Genomic DNA, 21,177 nt, shown 5'->3' with positions numbered 1-21,177 from the left:
TCTGTTCTGACTTCACATCGTCGCTGACCACCCCCTTTGTCCGTTGCCCTATCACTCCTGGTCCCTAAAACCGGCAAGTGCGTATCCGGTTAGCTCAGGTTGTGTCAGCGACACTCAAAAGAGAGCCCCAAACAGACCTGTTCGTCGCCGAACCCTTCCTGGTACTCCAAAATAGTCCGCGATTAGCTCAAGTCCGAGCGTGCACCCAGCCAACCTGAGCAGACCGGATACCCACTAACCGGCATATGGGAGCCGTAAGTGATAGAGCAACGGGGTGATGTGGAAGGGCGGGCGTCGAGCCGGGCGAGAGTTCGTCCGCGACGACCTTCTTCTAGGCTGACCGCTGGTCCCGAACGCGCTGGTCCCGAACGCGCTGGTCCCGAACGGCAGAGCCGCAGACAGTCATGGACGCCGCCAGGAACGCCCGTCCCGGGTCATCAGGGCGTCGCCCGACGCCGGGCCCCAGCTCCCCGGTTGATAGTGTTCCGGAGCGCCCGGCGCCGCTGCCCAGTAGCGTTCAATCGGATCCATCACCTGCCATGACAACTCGATTTCCCGGTGCGGGGGAAACAACAGGTGATCATTCAGCAGGGCATCCAGAATGAGGCGCTCGTATGCCTCCAGGCTCTCTTCTGAAAAAGCGGTGCTGTAATTGAAGTCCATGGTGACGTCCCGAATTTCCATGCCCCGCCCCGGAACCTTCGAGCTCAGGTGCGCTGTGGCCCCCTGTTCCGGCTGGATCCGGATCACGAGGGCGTTTTCGGAGTTCAGTTCGGAAGGGGACACGTGCTGCGAGGCTTTGAAGACAACGGCGATCTCAGTAACGCGGCGCTCAAGACGCTTTCCTGTTCTCAGGTAGAAGGGAACCCCCTTCCAGCGCTGCGTGTCGACAGCAAGTCGGACCGCCGCGTAAGTCTCCGTTGTTGAATCCGCGGGAATTCCCGCCTCCGCCAGGAAGCCCGTGATCTTCTGACCGCCGAGCCGGCCTTCGCCGTATCTGCCCCGGGCGGAATGCTGTGACAAGTCTGCCGGGATCCGAACGGCGGAGAGGACCCGGGCCTTCTCTTCAGCGATGTTCTCGGCAGTGAACGACGGCGGCCGTTCCATCGCGGTCAGGGCCAGTAACTGGAGGAGGTGATTTTGCATCACATCACGGCCCGCGCCGACACCTTCGTAGTACCCGCCCCGCCCGTCGACACCGATGTCTTCGGCCATGGTGATCTGTACATGGTCGATGTGTTCGGCGTTCCAGAGGGCATCAAACAGTCGATTGGCAAAACGCAGCGTCAGGACGTTTTGAACGGCCTCTTTCCCCAGATAGTGGTCCACCCGAAAGACCGACGCCGCATCGAAGAAGGTTTCGATCGTCCGGTTGAGCTCCCGCGCGGATGCCAGGTCGTGGCCGAACGGCTTTTCTATGATCACCTTGGGCCATGCCGCCCGTCCGGAACGGGCAAGCCCCTGCTGTGACAGCTGTTCGCAAATGACGCCGAAGGCCTTGGGGGCCACGGACAGGTAGAAAAGGTAGCTTCCGGCCGTCCCATGGTTTTCGTCCAGCTCCCGCAGGACATCACGCAGCCGGCGGAACCCTGAAGGATCACTGAAGTCTCCGGAGACAAAACGGATACCGCGGGCCAGCTCCTGCCAGACGGATTCAACGAAAGGAGTCCGGGCATAGTCCTGCACGGACTCCTTGACTTCCTTGACGAATACTTCATGGTCCCAGCCCCGCCGCCCGTATCCCACCAAGGAAAATGTGGGCGGCAGCAGTCCTTGACTGGCCAGGTCATAGACAGCGGGTATCAGTTTCTTGCGGGCCAGATCCCCGGTGACACCGAAAAGCACGAGGGCACACGGGCCGACGTCGGGCGCGCTGTGACCTTCGCCGGGATCATCCGGGCGAAAGTTCGGGCCGGGGGTTGTATGAAGCATTAGTCGGACTTTCAGGATTTGGTAATGGGATCGCCTGTTGGCGGTGGCGGCCTGGAATGCTGCGGGAACCGGTCCGCCCGAATCGGCCCTGCGGGCGTTGTGCATGACAGAATCCGTTCCATGCACAACGCCCTGAAGCAGCCGCTCTAGATGATGGCCGCGCGCAGTTCCCTGGCTGCCGCTGCAGGATCCTCTGCGCCGTAGATTGCTCCGCCGGCCACGGCCACATCCGCGCCGGCCAGTTGGACTTTGGCCACGGTGTCCAGGCTGACGCCGCCCGCGACGGAGAAGGGGACTTTGGCCTGTTCCCCGGCCGTGAGCAATACGCTGAGGTCGTATCCGGGCTGGGCCTGCTCATCCAGGCCCGCGTGGAACTCAACGAATTTTGCGCCGAGAGCACGCACTTCCTTTGCGCGGGACACCTTGTCCGCGACGCCGATGAGGTCGACGACGATGCCCTTGTTGTGGGTCTTGGCGGCTTTGACCGCGCCGGCAATCGTTGAGTCGTCTGCGCAGCCCAGTACGGTGACCAGGTCGGCGCCGGCCTTGAAGGCGATGTCGGCTTCAAGCTCACCGGCGTCCATCGTCTTCAAGTCGGCGAAGACAATCTTGTCCGGGTGCGCTTTCTTGATGGCGGTCACGGCCGAGAGGCCAGCATTTTTTACCAGGGGAGTGCCCAGTTCGAGGATGTCCACGTACGGGGCGACCTGGGCCGCCAGGACGAGGGCATCTTCAATGGTCAGGACGTCCATAGTGTAGCGTGTCGTTGATTTCTTTGGGTCTGGTTGTTTGTCAGACTTGATCCATGGTGTATCTGGCAAGGGCATTGGAATTGCGTGAAGGGGACCGGGGAGCTCTGGAGGCGCTGACTCGTGGGAGATCATCCACCGCGGCGGTCGCCCTGCGGGCGCGCACGGTCTTGTTGGCTGCCGAAGGGATCCCGAATATCCGGATCGAGAAGATCACCGGATTTTCGGCACCCACGGTTTTGAAGTGGCGCAACCGTTACGCGGAGGGCGGGATCGAGGCCCTGTCCGATGTCCACCGCCCCGGCCGGGAGCGGGAGATCGACGAGCTCGCCCTGATCGCCGACACCTTGACCAACGACGGGAAGCCGCCGGCCGAGCTGGGGATCTCGCACTGGTCCGCCCGCATCATGGCCGAACGCCACGGCATCTCATTCTCCTCTGTGGCCCGGATCTGGCGCCGTTGGAAAATCCAGCCGCACCGGATCGAGACGTTCAAGTTCTCCACCGACCCCGCCCTGGAGTTCAAGCTCCGGGACGTGGTGGGCCTGTACATGTCCCCGCCGGAAAACGCGGTGGTCGTGAGCATCGATGAGAAAACCCAGATCCAGGCCCTGTCCCGCACCGGCCCGGACCAGCCGCTGTCCCCGACGCACCCGCTGCAGCAGACCCACGACTACAAGCGCAACGGCACCACCACCTTGTTCGCCGCCCTGGAGGTCCTCACCGGCAAACTCAGCGCGAACGCCTTCTACCCAAAGCACACCAACACTGAATTCGTCGATTTCCTCGGCCAAGTCGCCGTCGCCCACCCCGGGGTTGAGCTGCATGTAATCTGCGACAACTACGCGACCCATAAGCACCAGAACGTCAAGGACTGGCTGGCCGAAAACCCGCGCGTGAGCCTGCATTTCACTCCGACCAGCTGTTCCTGGCTGAACATGGTGGAGATCTTCTTCGGGATCATCACCCGCCAGTGCCTCAAACGCGGGACATTCAGCTCCGTGAAAGAGCTGGAAGAAACCATGGAACGCTACATCGCGAACTACAACCAGGACGCCAAACCATTCACCTGGACCAAGTCAGCGGACTATCTCCTGGGCAAGATGAAACGCAAACAAACCATTAACACGGAACACTAGCGAACGAGAAGGCCCAGCTCGGGGATGACACTGCGTTTCTGGCGGAGCTGGTCACCAAGTCCCAGAACGTCAGCACGGAGATGTCTACGTGCATCCGTGACCTTCAGAAAATGCAGACTTATCTGGTGAACTACGCCGCCTACGATCAGGCAACGCTGATCAAGTTCGTGCAGGGCGTCAACTCGGAGTGCAACACCGCACGGGCAGACAGCGACAGCCTCACGCAGAAGATTCAGGGGCTGAAGTGATCTTCGGGCGCCTACGCGTCGCGTTCGCAGGCGTCCTCTGCCTGCTGGCGCTGTCCGGCTGCGGAGTCGCCCCTGTGCCACCGCCGCCCGTAACGAACGCGGCACAGACACACGCCCCGGCGTCGCCGATAGCGGCTCCGACTGCTCCGGCACCGATCATCACCCTGTCCGGGTTCAGCGCCTATGAGCGGGCTGCGCTGCGGGTGCGTAACATCGGCTGCGGCGGGGTCTCGAGCGGGTCCGGTTTCGCCATTGCAGATCATGTGTTCGTCACGAACCGCCACGTCGTCGGCGGGGCGGCGCTCCTGCAAGTGAGCACATACGACGGCAGGGACATCACGGTCAACGCCGTGGGCGCCGTCATTGTCGCCGACCTGGCTCTGGTCTGGACTAAGGAATCACTACCGGCCACGCTCCAGCTCGCGCTGTCGACCCCCCCCCCGCCGGCGCGGAGGTGACGGCGGTCGGGTACCCGCTGGGCGGCGAACTCACAACCACGAGCGGGAAGGTGTTGCGGTACGGCCGCGACCCCCTGGCTTCGTCCCCGGTGCAGATGATGTACAACAGCGCGCCCATCGAGCACGGCAGCTCGGGCAGCCCGCTGGTCGACTCATCGGGGAAGCTTGTGGGCGTGGCCTACGCCGGTGGTGGCGGCCAGTACGTTGCCGTGCCGGTTGAGACCCTCAACCAAGTGCTCAAGGATCCCTCGAAGTTCTCGAACGGGGCTGGCTGCGACTGAGGACGCAGTGTCTCATAACCCATGTGTCCCGAATCGCATGGGTTTCGAACCGATCTGGAGTGGTGCGTTATGAGCACCTTCACCGGGCAGTTTTGCGGGCGGGTCTTACGGGAATCAGGAAGACAGAGGATCGCCGGCATTGGAAGCGCCCGTAGATAGTCTTCGGGCTCGACCGGTGGAGGACCGTCTAACGGGCATGTCGAACCCTGAGCAAAACTTGATGAAAGATCCAATTCAACTTTTAAGATGCAGCTATAGGATGAGCCGCACATCGCGCAGCTTCGCGCGCCGAAACGGCTGCTCACAAATAGACTGGCGAACGCAGAAATTGGGGGACACACCATGGAAACACCAGAGAAGCTCCGGGGACCGTTGTCGCCGTTCATCCTCGGTATCCTCATCGCGGTCGCGGGGATCATATGCGGGTTAAGCGTACCCGTCGGTGCATATTGCGAGAGCGCGTTCTCGCAGACCCAACATTCTGCGAAGAAGGTGGACCTGGATCGGGCCTACAGCAATGCGATGAAGGTGGACCTGCATCAGGCCTACAGCATCCTCCCCGAGACAGACTACGAGTCCGTGTGCAAGGCGTCCGCCGCGCAGTGGTCGGTGCTGTGGTGGGCCGTGATCGCTCTCGGCGTCGTGGTGTTCTGCCTCGGGTTCGTCCTGTGGAATCGCGCCCGCCGGATCGCCGTGATACCCGCGACCGCACATGATGTCCCAGCAGCACGTGTGCAGGGGGTCGCTGCCGAACTCGCGCACCTGGCCCAGCTCCGTGATCAGGGGATGCTGACGCAGAGCCAATTCGAGCAACAGAAGGCGAAGCTGCTCGACGGGTGACCCCTGGAGCGGTCGTAGCTGGCCGTGCTCGATGGCGGCCACCCGCGCAGGTCGAAGACTGCCGCCAGTCGCGAACTACGGCGACCCCTCCTCAGCGTCCGGTGAGGGATCCCCTTGCGGGCCGCATCCGGCGCCAAATAGCGCCGCAAAAAGACCGCCATTTACCGCCGAAGGTCACACACCATGCCCTCCACGCCCTCGGCGTCGACGCCGAGATGGTCCACGTCGACCACGGATTCACCGGCACCAAACGCGACCGACCCGGGCTAGAAAAGGCCCTCGCCGCGTGCCGCGGCGGCGACACCTTCATGGTGACCAAACTTGACCGGCTCGCACGGTCCCTGCCGGATGCGAGGGATATCGCCGACGAGCTCACACGCAAGGGCGTGACCCTCAACATCGGCGGCAGCATCTACAACCCCCATGACCCGGTTGGAAAGCTGCTGTTCAACGTCCTGGGCATGGTCGCCGAATTCGAATCCGACCTCATCCGCGCCCGGACCCGCGAAGGCATGGCGGTGGCGAAGTCCAAAGGCAAGCTTCGAGGTCGACAGCCCAAACTCTCCAAAAAGCAGGAAGCACACCTCGTGAGCCTCCACCGGGACGGCACACACACCACAACGGAGATCGCCGAACTCTTCGGCGTCGCCCGCTCCACCGTCTACCGGGCCATCCAGCGCGCCGCGCCGGCCACGTGACCTTCTCCCGCCAGCGAGCCGGCGCATCGTGAACATCGGTTCGGCACCGCATGGGCGCTCAATTTCGCGCCGCTACTACCAAGACCTGCACCGACACCCTCATTCAAGGCCTCCCGAGACGCTGACAGCCGGGACCCCGGACAAGGCCTAGGCGAGCCTCAGTCCCCTGACGTTACGTGCAGGCGACTCCCGACCAAAGTGACGCTTTGTGCAGGGGACTTCGGACACCAGATGTCCATACCCGACTGCACAACTCCCGTACTTTCGGGGCAGCTTGTGCAGACGACTTCGGAAAATGACAAGTGGACATGGGGAGTATCGGATATGCCAGGGTCAGCACCGTGGACCAGAACGCGGACCTGCAGCATGCGGCGTTGAGTGCCGCGGGCTGCAACCGGATCTTCACCGACCACGGTGTGAGCGGAACGAGGGCCAGCCGGCCGGAACTGGACAAGATGCTTGATCACCTGCGGGACGGTGACGAGGTAGTGGTCTGGAAGCTGGACCGGCTGGGGCGCAACACCCGCAATCTGCTGGCTCTCATCGATGACCTGGAACACCGGGGCGTGCACTTCCGCAGCGTCACGGAAGGAATCAGCACGACGGGGCCGATGGGCAGGGCCATGCTCACCGTGATGTCTGCGTTCGCCCAGCTCGAGCGCGACCAGCTGGCCGAGCGGACCAGGGCAGGCATGGCCGCGGCCGCCGAACACGGGCGGAAGGCCGGACGGCGGGAAGTCACCGCCGCCCATGCGAAGGTCAAGCGCGCCCGCGACCTGAAGGCCCAGGGGCTCACGGCGGCCGACATCGGGAAGATCATCGTGGCCAGCCGCGCCACCGTGTACCGCTACCTGAGCATGGAAAGCAACGAACTGGTCTGAAGGGGACCGAAGGCGACGCCACGGACGGCTGGAATGGGCGCGTGGCCCGCGATTTACGTTTCTGCGGGGCACTCTTGCCGGACACCCGCGATGGCGATGGCCGCGGCCATGGAAAAGCACTGAGCACTGAGCTGGAACCGCCACATAGCGCTGACAGAACAACGCCAATTACCGCCGCGATTCACATAGGACTGGCGTTTGGCCGTCTCGTTTGCGGAACCCTGAGCGGTACGATTTTGGCCCCGGCAAGGTCAGGAGGCCCCAGGCTCCGCGGCCCAGCTCGGTGGAGAGCCGATGCTTGCCAGGGATGTTTAGGGCAGACTGGTGGCGTGAGCGGAATCCGGTGGGTGCTGCACGTCGATCTCGACCAGTTCATCGCGGCGGTCGAAGTGCTCCGGCGGCCGGAGCTTGCGGGCAAGCCGATCATTGTCGGCGGTCGGGGCGACCCCACGGAACGAGCTGTGGTGTCGACCGCATCCTACGAAGCCAGGGCGTTCGGCGTGGGTTCCGGAATGCCCTTACGCATTGCGGCCCGGAAAGTGCCCGACGCTGTAATCCTGCCCGTCGATCAGGAGGCTTACCTCGCGGCGTCTGAAACGGTGATGGCTACCCTGCGCGCGCAGCCCGGCGCCACCGTGCAGGTGCTGGGTTGGGATGAAGCCTTTATAGGCACTGAGACAGAGAATCCGGAAGCCTACGCCCGGCAGGTGCAGGCCGCTGTCCTGGAGCGAACGCAGCTGCATTGCAGCGTGGGCATCGGCGACACCCTGGTCCGAGCCAAGGTCGCCACCGGTTTCGGCAAGCCGGCCGGCGTCTTCCGTCTCACTTCCGGGAACTGGCTCGAAGTCATGGGCAGTCGGCCCACCAAGGACCTGTGGGGTGTCGGAACCAAAGTGTCGGGCCGGCTGGCCAAACTCGGCATCAACACAGTCGCCGAGCTCGCCGCGTCCGACCCCCAAGACCTGGTCCCGGAGTTCGGCCCCAAGATGGGTCCTTGGTACGCGGAGCTCGGACGCGGGGACGGCGCCAGCGTTGTGGACAACACCCCGTGGGTTGCCCGCGGGCATAGCCGGGAGACCACCTTCCAGCGCAACCTGACCGAGCCCGCCCAGGTGGACGACGCCGTGAGGGAGCTGACAGCGCGTGTCCTTGAGGATGTTGTGGCCGAAGGACGGCCCGTGGTTGGGCTGACCCTCAAGGTTCGGTACGCGCCGTTCTTCACCAAGACGCACGCGAGGAAGATTCCCGAGACATTCGACCGGAACGAAATCCTCGCGCGGGTCTTGGACCTCGCAGCCGGAATCGAAGCGGGCCGTCCGATCCGACTCCTAGGCCTGCGGGCCGAAATGGCAATGTCCGACGATGCCCGAAAGGGACATACGCCAACGCGCGGCGGTTGGTGACGGCGTCGCTCCCTTCCTTGCCAGCGCGGATGAATCGCTTCGCGGAAGTAACGGTCGTAGATGTCCAGTGCGCCGGTGGCAAGCCCGGTGCCGACGTCGTACATCGCTCCCGCCGCAGCGTTTGCCCTAGCCTGCGCCGCGGAACCGCAGCGGGGATAACCGTGGGGACGCCGTGGGGCCACCAGGCCGCTGAACTCCTTGGCGCCGGGAGTCCCCGGACGACAGCATCGCCGCATACGCGCGGCGGCTGGTCGAAAATCTGAAAGAAGCCGACGGCCACCTTCAGCGGCGGGACAAGGCCCGCCGGCAGTCCGGACCCGGACGGCGGTCTAGCTACCGCCATCGAGGCCTTCCAGCGCCTCTACCTCGGCGGCTTCCAGCAATGCTGCCGAATCGTCGCCGGTGGCCCGGGCTAGGTCGTCAAGGGATTTGAAGTGGACCCGGGCGAGGGTGATGGCCACCAGCTCGAGGTAGGCGATGCCGTTGCGTTGTTCCAGGCCGTCCAGATAGTCGAGCATGCGCCCCTCGAGTGCGCCGGGGCCTTCGGATTCTTCCGCGGCGAGCCGCGTCAGCGTCAGGGCTGCCAGGTCCGGGTTGTCGTAGATGAGTCCCATGGGCCAACGCTACCCACCCCACCAGCGCGGTCAAGAGCCAGTGCTAGCGCCAGCGGAAGGCTTCCAGCGCGCGCAGATGCCGAACGGATCGCTGGCTGCCCAAGACGAAGTCGATGACCATTTTTTGAGGCACTCGGGCATCTCCTAGGATTACTGGCAGAGCTGCGTATCAAGACTCGGCGTATTGGTGGCTTGAAATAGCGCTCCGACAGCGGCATGGTCGGACGTAGTCGGGACGCGTCACCCGGGCGACGGATGCTCAGGGCGCGAGAGCGGCGCTGTAGGGAACGGTGAACGTGGCTACGAAGTCAGCGAACAGGGACTCGTCGCCGATGAGTTCGACAGCGCCGGTGGCGAGGGCCGCGTCCGGGTCGAGAAGGCCGGCGAGGACGTCGCGAAATCCGGGTCCGGCGTTCACGACCAGGTCGGGTGTAGGGTCCGGGCCGGCCGCGACGCTGATCTCGCCGCGGGCGACGATGGCGTGCGCGACGGCCGAGCCGACCCTGACCTTGTACGTCACCGGGCGGCGACGCGGCGGCGTGCCCCCTTGGCCGGCGACGCGCAGGGAACCCACCAGCGAGGCGTCGGTGACGATCTCGCCCTCGCGTGGCTCCCGCAAGTGTGCTTGTCTGTAGCAAGTAGCGCGGATCCAGAAGGGGTCCGCGGCCGTTGTTCGACGAGGTGACACGACATGAGGTTGACGACCACGACCAACGTCTCGGTGGACGGCGTGATGCAGGGGTTGGGCGGACCTGACGAGGATCGCAGCGGCGGCTTCGACCGCGGCGGATGGGCCATACCGCTTCTCGACACCGAAGCCGGGGACTATCTCAACCAGGTCTACGGCGGCGCGGCCGCGTTCCTCTTTGGCCGGCGGACGTACGAGATCTTCGCCGGCTACTGGGGAGCGATGGCCGATCCGAGCACGAACCCGATTGCCGCCGCGCTGAACAGCCGGCCCAAGTACGTGGCGTCGACCAGCCTCGCCGACCCGCAGTGGGCGGGCACGACTGTCCTGCACGGCGACGTCGCCACGGCCGTCGGTGATCTGAAGGCGCATCACGATGGCGAACTGCTGGTGCCGGGCAGTGGTGCCCTCGTCCGATGGCTGCTCGCCAACGACCTGGTCGACCAGCTCGACCTGGTCATCTATCCCGTCGTCGTTGGCCAGGGCACACGGCTGTTCCCCGATTCCGGTCCGGACATCGCGCTCGACCTGGTCAACTCGCGGACCACGTCCCGGGGCATCACCATCCAGACTTATCGGCCTCTCGGGCGTCCGGAGTACGCAACGTCCACTGTCGACCCCGAACACGTGTTCTAGTGGTGTGTCTCCAAAATAGATAATGGGTGGTCTGTTAATCTGATGGCATGACGAATCCTGCTCCCGCCCTTTCGGTCTCAGATGGTCAGCGTGCCGCGTTGGAGGTGTTGTCGAAGTCGCAGACGGCCTCCCATCGCGAGGTGCAGCGGGCCCAGGTGCTGCTGATGTCCGCGGACGGGCTGGCGAACGAGTGGATCGCGAAGGTTGCCGGTGTGACCCCGGGGACGGTGCGCGCGTGGCGGGCCCGGTTCGAGGAGGAGGGGCTGGCGAAGCTGGGCAGGGTCCGTGCCGGACGGGGCCGGAAGCCGGTGATCCCGCAGTCCAAGATCGACGAGATCGTCGAGCTGACGCGGAACTCGAAGCCGGACGGGCAGACGCACTGGTCGGTGCGGACCATGGCCGCCAGGTCCGGGGTTTCCCCGGCGCAGGTGCAGCGGATCTGGGCGGCCCGGGGGCTGAAGCCGCACCGGGTTGAGGCGTTCAAGCTCTCCACGGACCCGAGGTTTGAGGAGAAACTCATCGATGTGGTGGGCCTGTATCTGAATCCGCCCGAGCAGGCGATCGTGTTGTGCATGGACGAGAAGTCCTCCATCCAGGCGCTGGACCGGACCCAGCCCTCGCTGCCGATGAAGAAGGGCCGCGGGGAAACGATGACCCACGACTACAAGCGCAACGGCACCACGACCCTGTTCGCCGCCCTGGACGTTGCCACCGGCAAGGTGATCGGATCCTGCCTGCCCAAACACCGGCACGGCGAGTTCCTGGCGTTCCTCAAAACGGTTGAGAAGAACGTGCCGGCAGAACTGGACGTGCACCTGATCCTGGACAACTACGCCACCCACAAACACGCCAACGTCAGAGCCTGGCTGGACAAACATCCCCGGTTTCACCTGCATTTCACCCCGACCTCCTCGTCCTGGTTGAACCTGGTCGAGCGGTGGTTCCGCGAGCTGACCGACAAGGCCCTGCGGCGCGGCGCCTTCCACTCCGTACCGGATCTGATCGCAGCGATCGAGGACTACCTCGCCTCCCACAACAACGAGCCCAAGCCCTTGGTCTGGACCGCGACCGCGGACTCAATCCTCGAAAAAGTCGCCCGCGGCCGCGTCGCACTCGAAGCCGTCAAACAAAACTGAGACACACCACTAGCTGCGCCGACCCGACATCGCGGCGCGCAAGACGCCCAAGATCCGTCCACGCCTCGAGCGCGGACCCAGCTGCCCGCGTTCGACCTAGTTGTCCGGCGCTCCACATCGACGACCCCGATAACCTGCGCCGACACGGCATGGTCGGGTGAACCGACAGGGCATTGGTCGGGCGCGCCGACGGCGGCATGGTCGGACGCTGCGAAATGAGTCCAGCTGTCGATGATCAAGAGAGGCCGCGGCGGGCCATGGCGCGTCCAATTCTCTGTTGATCAACGCGCGAGGTTCCGCACCCAACTCGGCATGACGGATCGTGGTCATGTCCGGTGGCCGACGTAACGGGTCCAGGATCCAGCGGCAGCGTCGGCGTGCTTGACGGTGACCTGGTGGCTGTAGCCGAGCGCATCGGCGACCACCGGGGGAGGGACCTCGGTCACGAGGTCAGAGAGTGCCCGATTTCGCGCGCCGAGGAGGTTCACGCCGAGTTTCGCGCAGCCGAATCATCATCGTGTTGGGATGCAGGTGCTGGCCGGCGCGTGTGCTGGGGAACAGCCATGGGCTGGTGCCGGAGCCGGTCCGCAGGTTCGGGCGTCGCGCGGCGTGCTCGCGGAGGAGTCCGGCGAATGGGTCTGGCACCGGCGCTGGGTGCTTCCCGCGGGTTATGGTCACGGCGTGCTCCGTGATCGTCACTGCCGAGGCGGGAAGCGCCGCGACCTTCACCAGGGGTTGGGCGTAGAGCAGGAGGAGCGTGCCAGCGCTGTTCCGGGTGGAGGAGCGGCACCGCACCCACGAGATGCACCCGGCCGGCCTCGTCAACCGCCATGCGAGCCTCCTCAAACCGGTATCTCCATCTGAATCAATGATTCATCAGTTGAATCATCTCGGCAACGGTGCAGGTCAGGCCATACGTTGCCGTCGACGACCTGCTGAATACTCAGCCGCAGGTGATGCGATCAAAGCCCGACCGGCGTCACGAAGATCAGGCATCTCCGCTGGTCAGGAGCCTGCCTCGGCGACCCAGGGGACAGGCGAAGGCCGACCCGAAGGTGATTCATCTGATGAGATACGCAGACTACTACTGGTCATAATCATCATTATCTGCGTAGTGGGTATCCGGTCTGCTCAGGTTGGCTGGGTGCACGCTCGGACTTGAGCTAATCGCGGACTATTTTGGAGTACCAGGAAGGGTTCGGCGACGAACAGGTCTGTTTGGGGCTCTCTTTTGAGTGTCGCTGACACAACCTGAGCTAACCGGATACGCACTATCTGCGTTTTCGCTCTTTACGCGCTTATGTACATTTCGTACTTATCCGGCTAGAATTGGGCCATGAGTGAGATGACGGTGACTGACGCGCGGAGCCGGCTGTCCGAGGCGGTCGATACGGCGCGGGTAAACCATGAGCCGGTGTACCTGCTGCGTCGCGGCCGCCGCGTTGCGGCGCTGATCGACGCCCGGGATCTCGCCAGGCTGATTGAGGCCGCCGAGGATCTGGATGACCTTCGGGCGGCGGACGCCGCGCGGACCGAGATGGTCGACAGCGGCGAAAGCCCGGTGCCGTGGGAGGAAGTCAAGGCCGAGCTGGGCCTGGCGTGAGCTATGCCGTCCAGGTCGCGCCCGCCGCGGTACGGCAGCTGCGCAAACTCTCACCTGACCCGCGCCGACGAATCCAGGCCGCTATCGAACTGCTGGCCGAAACGCCGCGCCCCCCGGGTGCCAAGAAGCTCTCCGGCAGCAGCGGCGACTGGCGTGTCCGAACCGGCGACTACAGGATCATCTACGAGATCCAGGACGCCCGACTGATTGTGCTAGTTGTAGCCGTCGGCCACCGGCGGGATATCTACCAGCACTAGGAACAAACGCCCTGCACCCGCCGCCGACGGTGGACATGCCTGTCAGAAACTTCATTGAATGGAGCGGGAACGACGGGCCCCGGCTGACGTCGTTATCCGTCGCCGTTTATCTTGCGCTTCACGGTGATTTGCCGTGGCCTCACAGGCCTGGTTCCACCGAGCTCTGAGGCGGCCACGGCGGTTTACCGGCCATGCTGTTCAAATACCCTGATGTGGACCTCAGATAGCCTGGAAACCGCTGGAGAGGGCGCGATAAGTCGCCGCAACGTCCAGAAACCCGGGATCGAAAGGCTCGTCGGTGCCGGTCACGCCGGCTACCCACGCCGAAACCTCGACGTGATCGTCGTGAGATGGGGTCAGCCAGCACGTCCAACATCTCCTCGAACCCCGGAAAGCCTCCGGAATCTTCTAGCGGGCCACGTCGGGCGCCGTCGAGCAGCTGTGCTGGCGGCTCGGTTGCCTCAGCACGCCGACGGGTGACCAGCTCGAGCCGGTGCAGCCAGCTGTCGCCGAAGTCGTACTCGTAGAACGCGGCCCCCGCTCCCGTCGCGAGAAGTTCATCGAGCGAGCATTCGTCTTCGGACAAGTCCGTCGGTTCCTCACGGAACTCTGCGGGAACCCACTGCAGCGCCTCCGGTATCTCACCATCGATCGGCCGCAGCGGTTCGAAGGGATCGCCGGCGGTGGAACGGTGCAGATGCGCGTCCTGCCATCCGAAGGCCGTCTGAAGGATCTCGTGTACCCGTCCCAACGACAAGGAGCCCGCCAGCTCCAGCAGGCGCCATATGCCGGGCACGCTGTCGACCAACTGCACGCGAACCCTCAAGATCCACTCCGATCCGTCCACAATCTTGGCCACAGGCTCTTCAATACAGCTATCCTCTCAACCCACATGGCTGTGCTCGTGTCATGTCGCACCGGACCGTAGGCACTCATCCTTGATAGTCCGGGGTTGCTTTCGGTTCAAATGAGACAAAGACATCGAATGCATACGCGTGGGTGAGCTTGCGTCGCCTTGACTTGGCGGTTCTCATGGCCGCGCCCTTAGTCCTCTTCAGTGTCAGTGTTGTCGAACCACCTGACGACGCCGTTGCCGCCGTATGCCCTGGCGATGGTCTCCTGGAGCCCGTCCGCCTGCTGGACCGCCAGGTCCAGCTCGGTCACCGCAGTCATGATGCCCAGCGTGCTCTCATCGTGGCCTTCGGAGAAGTGCGTGCCGGCTGAGGTCGAGCGGTGCCAGTCGGCCAGCTGCCGCAGTATCTGCTCGATGGAGCGCTGGGCGTCCAGCAGGCTGCCCAGGATCGGGTGGCTGTCCGAAGGACTGTCCAGGTCCCTGACGGAATGCGCCAATTGTCTGGCGGCCTCTTCCATGCGTTGCGCGGCCCGCCTCGGCTCGGATACGTCTGTCACTTCAGCGTCCTCTCTTCGGCTTTCAATGCCGGTCAGATCGACCATGTCAGGGCACTGCACCAGGATCCTCTCCGACTGGCGGGGATCATCACCCCAGATGGAGATCCTGACTTCGTCGGTGGTTGTTCTGAAACCGAAGGTTAGCTCGTTGTAAACGTTCCCGATCTCCACCCATCCGCGGCTGGACTGCAGGATGCCCTCAAAGAGCAACAGCATGTTCGGGTCCCCGTCGGCCGTAGTTCCGACGCGGAGCCGCACTTCACCTTCGGAGTCATGCAGCACGGCCTGGGCAATACGCTGTCAGTGCGCCAGAAGTCAGCCACCCCGTCGATGTCCGGTACCTCCGCGGCGTTTTCGGACCGCAGATACATGAGGGCGTCCGGGAACGCCACGGATCTCCCAAACACCCGGCCCATCAGGCCGGCTCGATGAGCTCTGGACCGTTGTTGCGGACCGAGTTGACCCGGTCGGTGACCTCCCGGGGTGTCAGAACGGGTTCCGGGATGGTCTCGAGCAGATTCTGCACGTCCTCTTTGGCTGTGGTTCCCGGGTCCAGCCAGTCAGCGTACATCTCCCGCGGGACGATGACAGGGGCACGGTCGTGGACGTGGCCGAGGGAATCGTGCGCGGTGGTGGTCAGGACGGTGCAGCTGAGCAGCCACCGGTGCGGGTCATCCTCAGGCAGGGAAGGGTCGGGCCAGAACTCATACAGCCCGGCAAAGGCCAGCAGTTCGTCCGTCTCCGAGTAGAGGAAGTGCGGGATCTTCTTTCCGTCCTCGGTCTTCTCCCACTCGTAGTACCCCTCCGCCGGGACCAGGGCGCGGCGCTTGACGGCTGCTTTCCGGAACGCGGGCTTGCCCAGGATCGTTTCGCTGCGGGCGTTGATCAGCTTCGAGCCGATCTTGATGTCCTTGGACCAGGACGGCACGAGACCCCAGCGGGCGATCAGCAGCCGGCGCTCCGGGCCATCCTGGGTCGGCCTTTCGGCAATGATCGCGACGTCATCGGTCGGTGCCACGTTCCAGCTCGGCGGCGGGGCGGAGCCCTCCGCCTCCCTGGCATCGAAGTAGCTCAGGAGGTCACCGGTTGCCCTGGACATCACGTATCGGCCGCACATGCGATTCATTGTGCCCCATGGCTGTGGAATAGCGGTGACATGGTGTACGTTGCATTGCCGACAGCCAACACACGAGAAAAGAGAACCACCTAAGTGGCAACCGATTACGACGAACTACGCTCCGACGTTAAGGAATCCCAGAACAACTCTCTGGAAGCGCTGCAGTCGGCCAACGCCCCCGACGCCCGCAGCGTCGTCCGTGAGCTGGACGAAGCCGACGGCCTCGACGGGCTCGACGTCCCCGGCGGCGAATTCGTCGCCGAGGAACTCATCGTCCAGGTGATCCCGCAAAAGGATGACGAGTTCACCTGCTACTCCTGCTTCCTGGTCCGGCACCGCTCCCAAGTCGCCCGGGAGCAGAACGGCCACGCCTACTGCACCGAGTGCGAAGGCTGACGGCCGGGATCGTTTTACCCCCCGGGGACACGTCGTTCCCTGCCGAGGGACGGCGTCCAACGCGCGCTAAGCGGAACTAATGTCCTCCGGTCATGACTCTGCTTCCTCGGTCCAGTCGAGTGCGGCAGTCAGCCGGTCGGCGTCGGGCAGGTCCTGGCGGACGTCGGCGGGCAGGGTGTCGCAGGTGTAGGAGGCGACGGCCATGGGTGAGGTGGCGCGGCCGAGGCTGTAGCGGACGGTGTGGTCGTTCTTGCTGCCGCAGATCAGGATCCCGACGGTGTCGGCGTGGGCTTCACGGCGGAGCCTGTCATCGACCAGGGCGACGTAGAAGTTGAGTTTGCCGGCGTATTCGGGCTGAAATTTCCCGGTCTTGAGCTCGATGACGAAGTAGCCTGTTGACCGCACTAACGGTCCGCTTCGCAGCTGATGCTCGGCACCGCTCCCGTGCCAGGAGCGGGGAGTTTGCGCAGACAGTGCCTTCATAAACGTTCTGCTCAACTGTTCTCCGGGGACTTGGCGCTGCCGTGCAGCAAGTCGTGCTTTATCAGTTCGGCCGGTGATGGCCGGTCAAGCCGTGTTCGTAGGCGAAGATGACGGCGTGCACGCGGTCACGCAGCCGGAGTTTCATCAGGATGCGGCCAACGTGGGATTTCACCGTTGATTCCGCCACAAACATTTGTTCCCCGATCTCGGTATTGGTAAGTCCGCCGGCGATGGCCGACAGGATTTCCGCTTCCCGGGGTGTCAGGGCCGCGACGGCTCCGTCGCCGGAGGGAGGACCGGAGGGAAGCCTTTGGCTGAAGAGATCCAGCATCCGGCGGCTGACCCTGGAGGAAATGGCGGCGTCTCCCCCGGCGACGGCTCTGATGGCCGTCAGCAGCTCAGCTGGTCCGACGTCCTTGAGCAGAAAGCCGCTGGCACCGGCCCTGAGCGCCGCGAAGGCATACTCGTCGAGATCGAACGTGGTGAGGACGATGACCCGTGACTGCGGGCACTCCTGAACAATGAGCCGGGTCGCGGCGATGCCGTCCGTGTCCGGCATGCGCACATCCATCAGCACCACATCCGGTGCCAGGGTACGAGACATATCGATGCCAGTCCCGCCGTCAGCGGCTTCGCCAACGACTTCGACCCCGTCCTGGGCATCCAGCACCATGCGGAATCCCATTCGGACGAGTGCCTGGTCATCAACGAGCAGCACCCGAATCGGGCGCGTGGGCGGGGCAGCTATAGTTGCCATGGGGCTCCGTTCTGTGTAGGGAACCGGGCGGTCACGGACCATCCGCCGTTGGTCAGAGAACCCGCGCGCAGCGTGCCGCCATACAGAGCGACGCGCTCACGCATTCCCACGACGCCACGCCCGGCGTGGTCGGCAGGGACGACGTCCGGTTGCCCATCGTCGGTCACCGAGACCATGATCTCCTGCGCGCTGAACTGCGCGTGAACCGTGACCGCTGTTGCTGCTTTCGTGTACTTAAGCGCGTTGGTGAGCCCTTCCTGGATGACCCGGTAGATAACCAGTTCGATCCCGGCGTCGCCAGGAGGAACACCGGTCGAATGCAGGACCACCGGAAGGCCCGCGGAACGGAAAAGCTCCACCAGCGCAGGGACGTCCCCCACCCCCGGAGAAGGTGCCACCGCGCCGGGTAACTGCCCGCTGCGGCCTTCGGTCAGAACCCCGAGCATCCGGCGCATGTCCGATACCGCAACGCGGCCTGTCTCGGCGACCTGGCGCATGGCCTGGACGGCGCGGGCAGGATCAGTGGCGGCGATCTCGGCCGAACCGTGGGCCAAGGAAATCATCACAGCCAATCCATGGGAGACGATGTCGTGCATCTCCCGCGCGATCGCGTTGCGCTCCGCGGCCGCTGCAATGCTGGCCAGATGTTCCCGTTCACGCATCAGCCGGTCGGTACGCTCGACGAGGGCGGCCACATAGGCGCGGCGTGTGCCTACGTTCAGGCCGGTCAGCGTGGCGATCACAAATACAGCAATCGCCTGGACGGCTTGGGCAAGGTCCATCGACCGGGGCGGGAGGATCGCAGCCAGAAGGAGGATTCCGCTGGTCCCGAGCAGGCCAGGGACCGCGTGGCGCGCTGACCGGTAGACGGCGACGGCGTACAGCGCCATGGCTGTCGCCACCGCTGCGAAGCTCGCCGGCGCCGAGAAAGTGATGAGCATGATGCTGGCGGTGGCAGCCAACGAAACCATCGGAGTCCGGCGGCGGAACAGCAGCGCCGCGCCGGAAACCACTACCGCGAGCAGGGGAAGAACGAACCACGAGCCTTCGGTCTCGCCAAGGTGGAAGATGATGGCTGACGCCAGGGCCGGCCCTGTGTAGGCGGCGGCGACCAAGAGATCTGTGACGTTCGGGCGGAAGCGCCCGTCTCGCCGCAGCGGTTCGGACGACGAAACCGGCACCGTTAAAGCCGTTGTCGGCAACGCTGCCCGGCGTGCAGTGTCCCCCTTCTCGGTCATGCTCCGGACTCTACCGGTCGTGGAGTTCATGAGGGTCCTTAGGTCGTGTGCCATCGAGATGAGGAATTCGCGTCGCCGCTGCGGGCCTCACGGAAGATGTGAAGTGATGGCGTTGGCGGTAGGCGCCGGGACTGAAGCTCACGTCTTCTGGTCCTGAGGCTCACGCATGGGGATCAGTGGAGTGAAAGGACCAGGTACAGGCCAGCGAGGACCAGCGTGGTGGGGGTCATGATGAGGCGTTCGGGTTTACTGCGGGAGATCCCGTTCATGAGAACGCCGAGCGCGAAGTATGCCGTCATCACCCACATGGTGATTGAAGTAAACGTTTCGCTGATCAACGGCGGGACAAGGTCGGCCTTGGCCAGCGCCGCATAGGCGAAAAGGATATACACCGCGATGGAGACCCCGCTTCCGATTCTGAGTTTTGCAGGCAATACACGGTGTTGGCCGCCCCACGCCATCCTCCCGAGTGGGGCTCCACCGATAAGCGCGCCCTGGAAGGTGGTTAGACCAGCCAGAAGTGCACAGGCGAGGAGTGCGAAAACCTGATCTAACGGCATCAAATACCTTCCTTGTATCCAGTCCCGGCCAATCGCTCGAGGGACGGCCAGCAGGCTGCCGCTACTCGTTCACCGCGGGACGCGTTACGCGCGCCAAATCTAGCAGTCACATCGGCAGATCGAAGGGACGCCGTCGCCACAACCCTTCCCCTTTGACCGCCAACCCGGGCCACCCCGACCATCGGGCCGAAGTGCTTGGCAACGTAGAGGTATCGAGAGGGTTGCTTGGCATGATCGGCCCTAGCCAAGGAACCGATTGAGCGAAGGTGGCAAATTGGCACGTGCCGCGTCATGTCATCTTTCCCGCGGCCCGGCGGCGGATGGCTGTTCGAATGATCGCCGGCAGGGAACCGGTCAAAATGGCGAGCAGCAGGCCGAGCGCGAGCAGGACAGGAACGCGGACGGGGGTTCCTCCGGCCGGAAGGTTCAGATGCGCCGTCGGATAGTCGATCATCTTGGCCGCCGATTCAGCGGTGGTGCGGTCGGTATGCCGGGCCAGATACTCGATGGCACCGTCGAAGCCGAGCACCCCGCCGGCCCCAGCAATGGCATCGATGGGCATGTTGCGGGACGCGGCCCAGTCACTCAATTGCGGATCAATATCCTGGTCCCCGGCCGCGCCGGGTGCGATGAGTCTGTCCACCGGAGGTGCCTGGTGTTCCGGGACGGTCAGGAGAATCAGCCCGTGCTTGGTGGTGACTGTGTCCGTGGCGCCGACCGCCACCGTCCGGGCTGCGAAGGACATGTTGTAGACCTCAAACGCGCTGGCCACGTCGATTTCGCCCACCCCGTTGAAGAGCCCGACGCCGATCGTCGGCCGGAGCCACGGGATGAGGGCGTTGAGGCCGATAGGAATGTCTGAGGCGGCGAAGGACTGGACGGGTATCTGGGCTGTCGCCGTGACCGACCAGTCCGGGTAGTTCATCAGCCGGCCGACTCGTTCGGCTTCGGCGGCCCCCGCCAGGTCCTCCATGACTTTTAAGGCGCCCGGGATGCCGGACGTTACGCCAGCTGTGGTGGTGATCATGCCGTCTTGGACGAATCGAAGACCTCCCATCCATTGGACCTCGGGATGGCTCTGCTTGAGAGAACTCAGCCGGGACCAATGGCTTGTCGCCTTGTGCCCGTTCAACAGGCCGGTCCCGGCCAGGACCATCGATCCGCTGCAGACGCCCAGGATACGGGCGCCGCGACGGGATTGCTCCACGATCCACTCCCGCATTGCGGCTTCCTCCGTGCCCTCAGGGGCCCCGACGGCCGGAACAACGACCACGTCCGGCTGCCGGGCCCTGCCCGTGTCAATGCTTGGCTAAAATTGACCCCTTTTTGCTGTTCTAAAATTGACCCCTTGACGGGGCTAGGGTCTGTAGTTTTGTTAGTCCTTGATGGTTGTACTGGCGAGCTGATCGCGCCGGTTCTTAGTCCGGTAGGAGTCCCCTTTCAGGGGCACGACCTCGGCGTGATGGACAAGGCGGTCAATCATCGCGGCGGCGATGATGTCGTCATTGAAAACCTCTCCCCACCGGGAAAACGTCATATTCGAGGTCAGAATCAGGGACGCATGCTCATAGCGGGAAGAGACAAGCTGGAAGAACAGATTCGCGGCATCGGCGTCGAACGGGATGTAACCTACTTCGTCGATCTATGCGGATA

Annotated in this window: 25 protein-coding genes and 1 pseudogene; 13 read left to right on the top strand and 13 right to left on the bottom strand. The window is 64.0% G+C overall.

The annotated features are described in order from the left end of the window. Positions 1–402 precede the first annotated feature (402 nt). Positions 403–1,932, bottom strand: a complete 1,530-nt coding sequence (gene zwf / locus ACQCSY_RS08860) for a glucose-6-phosphate dehydrogenase (RefSeq protein ID WP_427134944.1) — start codon at positions 1,930–1,932, stop codon at positions 403–405. A gap of 146 nt (positions 1,933–2,078) precedes the next feature. After that, positions 2,079–2,684: a 3-hexulose-6-phosphate synthase gene (gene hxlA, locus ACQCSY_RS08855; protein ID WP_427134942.1), complete on the bottom strand. Its 606-nt coding sequence runs from the start codon at positions 2,682–2,684 to the stop codon at positions 2,079–2,081. Positions 2,685–2,737: 53 nt separating this feature from the next. Here hxlA and ACQCSY_RS08850 point away from each other — a divergent pair, with 53 nt between their 5' ends. The 8 genes from ACQCSY_RS08850 (at position 2,738) to ACQCSY_RS08815 (ending at position 8,629) form a co-directional block, all read left to right on the top strand. Further along, positions 2,738–3,820: an IS630 family transposase gene (locus ACQCSY_RS08850; RefSeq protein WP_427134940.1), complete on the top strand. Its 1,083-nt coding sequence runs from the start codon at positions 2,738–2,740 to the stop codon at positions 3,818–3,820. A 110-nt stretch (positions 3,821–3,930) separates the two neighbouring features. Continuing rightward, positions 3,931–4,068: a hypothetical protein gene (locus tag ACQCSY_RS08845; protein WP_427134939.1), complete on the top strand. Its 138-nt coding sequence runs from the start codon at positions 3,931–3,933 to the stop codon at positions 4,066–4,068. Next, on the top strand, positions 4,065–4,526 hold the full coding sequence (locus ACQCSY_RS08840) for a trypsin-like peptidase domain-containing protein (RefSeq protein WP_427134937.1): 462 nt from the start codon (positions 4,065–4,067) through the stop codon (positions 4,524–4,526). Before ACQCSY_RS08845 ends, ACQCSY_RS08840 begins: the two co-directional genes overlap by 4 nt. Beyond that, positions 4,523–4,807 carry a S1 family peptidase gene (locus ACQCSY_RS08835; RefSeq protein ID WP_427134936.1) on the top strand — a complete coding sequence of 95 codons (285 nt, stop codon included), beginning with the start codon at positions 4,523–4,525 and terminating at the stop codon, positions 4,805–4,807. Before ACQCSY_RS08840 ends, ACQCSY_RS08835 begins: the two co-directional genes overlap by 4 nt. A gap of 342 nt (positions 4,808–5,149) precedes the next feature. Beyond that, complete coding sequence (locus tag ACQCSY_RS08830) at positions 5,150–5,647, top strand: SHOCT domain-containing protein (protein WP_427134934.1); 498 nt, start codon at positions 5,150–5,152, stop codon at positions 5,645–5,647. A gap of 137 nt (positions 5,648–5,784) precedes the next feature. Beyond that, on the top strand, positions 5,785–6,345 hold the full coding sequence (locus tag ACQCSY_RS08825; RefSeq protein ID WP_427135756.1) for a recombinase family protein: 561 nt from the start codon (positions 5,785–5,787) through the stop codon (positions 6,343–6,345). A gap of 308 nt (positions 6,346–6,653) precedes the next feature. Beyond that, a complete protein-coding gene (locus ACQCSY_RS08820; RefSeq protein ID WP_427134932.1) occupies positions 6,654–7,226 on the top strand; it encodes a recombinase family protein in 573 nt (190 codons plus the stop codon). Positions 7,227–7,573: 347 nt separating this feature from the next. Continuing rightward, the gene (locus ACQCSY_RS08815) at positions 7,574–8,629 is read left to right on the top strand and encodes a DNA polymerase IV (protein WP_427135754.1); all 1,056 of its coding nucleotides are present in this window, start codon (positions 7,574–7,576) and stop codon (positions 8,627–8,629) included. Positions 8,630–8,958: 329 nt separating this feature from the next. Here the strand turns inward: ACQCSY_RS08815 and ACQCSY_RS08810 are convergent, their stop codons facing one another. After that, positions 8,959–9,243, bottom strand: coding sequence for a hypothetical protein (locus tag ACQCSY_RS08810; RefSeq protein ID WP_427134930.1), 285 nt, complete (start codon positions 9,241–9,243; stop codon positions 8,959–8,961). A gap of 259 nt (positions 9,244–9,502) precedes the next feature. Continuing rightward, a complete protein-coding gene (locus tag ACQCSY_RS08805) occupies positions 9,503–9,862 on the bottom strand; it encodes a hypothetical protein (RefSeq protein WP_427134928.1) in 360 nt (119 codons plus the stop codon). Between the two features lie 72 nt (positions 9,863–9,934). Here ACQCSY_RS08805 and ACQCSY_RS08800 point away from each other — a divergent pair, with 72 nt between their 5' ends. The 4 genes from ACQCSY_RS08800 (at position 9,935) to ACQCSY_RS08785 (ending at position 13,563) form a co-directional block, all read left to right on the top strand. Next, positions 9,935–10,567, top strand: coding sequence for a dihydrofolate reductase family protein (locus ACQCSY_RS08800; protein WP_427134926.1), 633 nt, complete (start codon positions 9,935–9,937; stop codon positions 10,565–10,567). 47 nt (positions 10,568–10,614) lie between these two features. Beyond that, the gene (locus ACQCSY_RS08795; protein WP_427134925.1) at positions 10,615–11,703 is read left to right on the top strand and encodes an IS630 family transposase; all 1,089 of its coding nucleotides are present in this window, start codon (positions 10,615–10,617) and stop codon (positions 11,701–11,703) included. Between the two features lie 1,336 nt (positions 11,704–13,039). Next, complete coding sequence (locus tag ACQCSY_RS08790; protein ID WP_427134924.1) at positions 13,040–13,306, top strand: type II toxin-antitoxin system Phd/YefM family antitoxin; 267 nt, start codon at positions 13,040–13,042, stop codon at positions 13,304–13,306. After that, positions 13,303–13,563 carry a type II toxin-antitoxin system RelE family toxin gene (locus tag ACQCSY_RS08785; protein ID WP_427134922.1) on the top strand — a complete coding sequence of 87 codons (261 nt, stop codon included), beginning with the start codon at positions 13,303–13,305 and terminating at the stop codon, positions 13,561–13,563. The genes ACQCSY_RS08790 and ACQCSY_RS08785 overlap by 4 nt, the downstream gene beginning before the upstream one ends. A gap of 139 nt (positions 13,564–13,702) precedes the next feature. On the opposite strand, the gene ACQCSY_RS08780 is transcribed toward ACQCSY_RS08785, so the two are convergent. The 3 genes from ACQCSY_RS08780 to ACQCSY_RS08770 form a co-directional block, all read right to left on the bottom strand. Continuing rightward, positions 13,703–14,422 (bottom strand): plasmid pRiA4b ORF-3 family protein, encoded by a 720-nt coding sequence (locus tag ACQCSY_RS08780; protein WP_427134920.1) that lies wholly within the window; start codon positions 14,420–14,422, stop codon positions 13,703–13,705. A gap of 185 nt (positions 14,423–14,607) precedes the next feature. Continuing rightward, positions 14,608–15,255, bottom strand: coding sequence for a hypothetical protein (locus ACQCSY_RS08775; RefSeq protein ID WP_427134919.1), 648 nt, complete (start codon positions 15,253–15,255; stop codon positions 14,608–14,610). A gap of 133 nt (positions 15,256–15,388) precedes the next feature. Continuing rightward, complete coding sequence (locus tag ACQCSY_RS08770) at positions 15,389–16,090, bottom strand: SOS response-associated peptidase (RefSeq protein WP_427134917.1); 702 nt, start codon at positions 16,088–16,090, stop codon at positions 15,389–15,391. Between the two features lie 93 nt (positions 16,091–16,183). Here ACQCSY_RS08770 and ACQCSY_RS08765 point away from each other — a divergent pair, with 93 nt between their 5' ends. After that, complete coding sequence (locus ACQCSY_RS08765) at positions 16,184–16,486, top strand: DUF4193 domain-containing protein (protein WP_427134915.1); 303 nt, start codon at positions 16,184–16,186, stop codon at positions 16,484–16,486. A 90-nt stretch (positions 16,487–16,576) separates the two neighbouring features. Here ACQCSY_RS08765 and ACQCSY_RS08760 read toward each other — a convergent pair whose 3' ends face one another. The 6 genes and pseudogenes from ACQCSY_RS08760 to ACQCSY_RS08735 all read right to left on the bottom strand — a co-directional run. Beyond that, positions 16,577–16,891 carry a PDDEXK nuclease domain-containing protein gene (locus ACQCSY_RS08760; protein ID WP_427134913.1) on the bottom strand — a complete coding sequence of 105 codons (315 nt, stop codon included), beginning with the start codon at positions 16,889–16,891 and terminating at the stop codon, positions 16,577–16,579. 139 nt (positions 16,892–17,030) lie between these two features. Continuing rightward, the gene (locus tag ACQCSY_RS08755; protein ID WP_427134911.1) at positions 17,031–17,726 is read right to left on the bottom strand and encodes a response regulator; all 696 of its coding nucleotides are present in this window, start codon (positions 17,724–17,726) and stop codon (positions 17,031–17,033) included. Further along, positions 17,714–18,964, bottom strand: a complete 1,251-nt coding sequence (locus tag ACQCSY_RS08750) for a sensor histidine kinase (RefSeq protein WP_427134909.1) — start codon at positions 18,962–18,964, stop codon at positions 17,714–17,716. The genes ACQCSY_RS08755 and ACQCSY_RS08750 overlap by 13 nt, the downstream gene beginning before the upstream one ends. Positions 18,965–19,137: 173 nt before the next feature. Continuing rightward, entirely contained in the window at positions 19,138–19,398 is a 261-nt protein-coding gene (locus ACQCSY_RS08745; RefSeq protein ID WP_427134907.1) for a hypothetical protein, read from the bottom strand. 415 nt (positions 19,399–19,813) lie between these two features. Then, entirely contained in the window at positions 19,814–20,827 is a 1,014-nt protein-coding gene (locus ACQCSY_RS08740; RefSeq protein ID WP_427135753.1) for a DJ-1/PfpI family protein, read from the bottom strand. Between the two features lie 72 nt (positions 20,828–20,899). Further along, positions 20,900–21,166, bottom strand: a pseudogene (locus ACQCSY_RS08735) (ATP-binding protein); the annotation flags it as partial. Positions 21,167–21,177: the final 11 nt, after the last annotated feature.

This window comes from Pseudarthrobacter sp. S9 (assembly GCF_050156545.1).
Lineage (GTDB): Bacteria > Actinomycetota > Actinomycetes > Actinomycetales > Micrococcaceae > Arthrobacter.
The sequence above is the reverse complement of the archived record's forward strand: the minus strand, read 5'-3'. Positions and strand labels throughout refer to the sequence as shown.

What these genes read in the sequence shown, in the direction of transcription:
- zwf (WP_427134944.1), bottom strand. Translation starts at nt 1,932, where the DNA reads ATGCTTCATACAACCCCCGGCCCGAACTTTCGCCCGGATGATCCCGGC.
- hxlA (WP_427134942.1), bottom strand. Translation starts at nt 2,684, where the DNA reads ATGGACGTCCTGACCATTGAAGATGCCCTCGTCCTGGCGGCCCAGGTC.
- ACQCSY_RS08850 (WP_427134940.1), top strand. Translation starts at nt 2,738, where the DNA reads ATGGTGTATCTGGCAAGGGCATTGGAATTGCGTGAAGGGGACCGGGGA.
- ACQCSY_RS08845 (WP_427134939.1), top strand. Translation starts at nt 3,931, where the DNA reads ATGCAGACTTATCTGGTGAACTACGCCGCCTACGATCAGGCAACGCTG.
- ACQCSY_RS08830 (WP_427134934.1), top strand. Translation starts at nt 5,150, where the DNA reads ATGGAAACACCAGAGAAGCTCCGGGGACCGTTGTCGCCGTTCATCCTC.
- ACQCSY_RS08820 (WP_427134932.1), top strand. Translation starts at nt 6,654, where the DNA reads ATGGGGAGTATCGGATATGCCAGGGTCAGCACCGTGGACCAGAACGCG.
- ACQCSY_RS08810 (WP_427134930.1), bottom strand. Translation starts at nt 9,243, where the DNA reads ATGGGACTCATCTACGACAACCCGGACCTGGCAGCCCTGACGCTGACG.
- ACQCSY_RS08800 (WP_427134926.1), top strand. Translation starts at nt 9,935, where the DNA reads ATGAGGTTGACGACCACGACCAACGTCTCGGTGGACGGCGTGATGCAG.
- ACQCSY_RS08795 (WP_427134925.1), top strand. Translation starts at nt 10,615, where the DNA reads ATGACGAATCCTGCTCCCGCCCTTTCGGTCTCAGATGGTCAGCGTGCC.
- ACQCSY_RS08790 (WP_427134924.1), top strand. Translation starts at nt 13,040, where the DNA reads ATGAGTGAGATGACGGTGACTGACGCGCGGAGCCGGCTGTCCGAGGCG.
- ACQCSY_RS08770 (WP_427134917.1), bottom strand. Translation starts at nt 16,090, where the DNA reads ATGTGCGGCCGATACGTGATGTCCAGGGCAACCGGTGACCTCCTGAGC.
- ACQCSY_RS08755 (WP_427134911.1), bottom strand. Translation starts at nt 17,726, where the DNA reads ATGGCAACTATAGCTGCCCCGCCCACGCGCCCGATTCGGGTGCTGCTC.
- ACQCSY_RS08750 (WP_427134909.1), bottom strand. Translation starts at nt 18,964, where the DNA reads ATGACCGAGAAGGGGGACACTGCACGCCGGGCAGCGTTGCCGACAACG.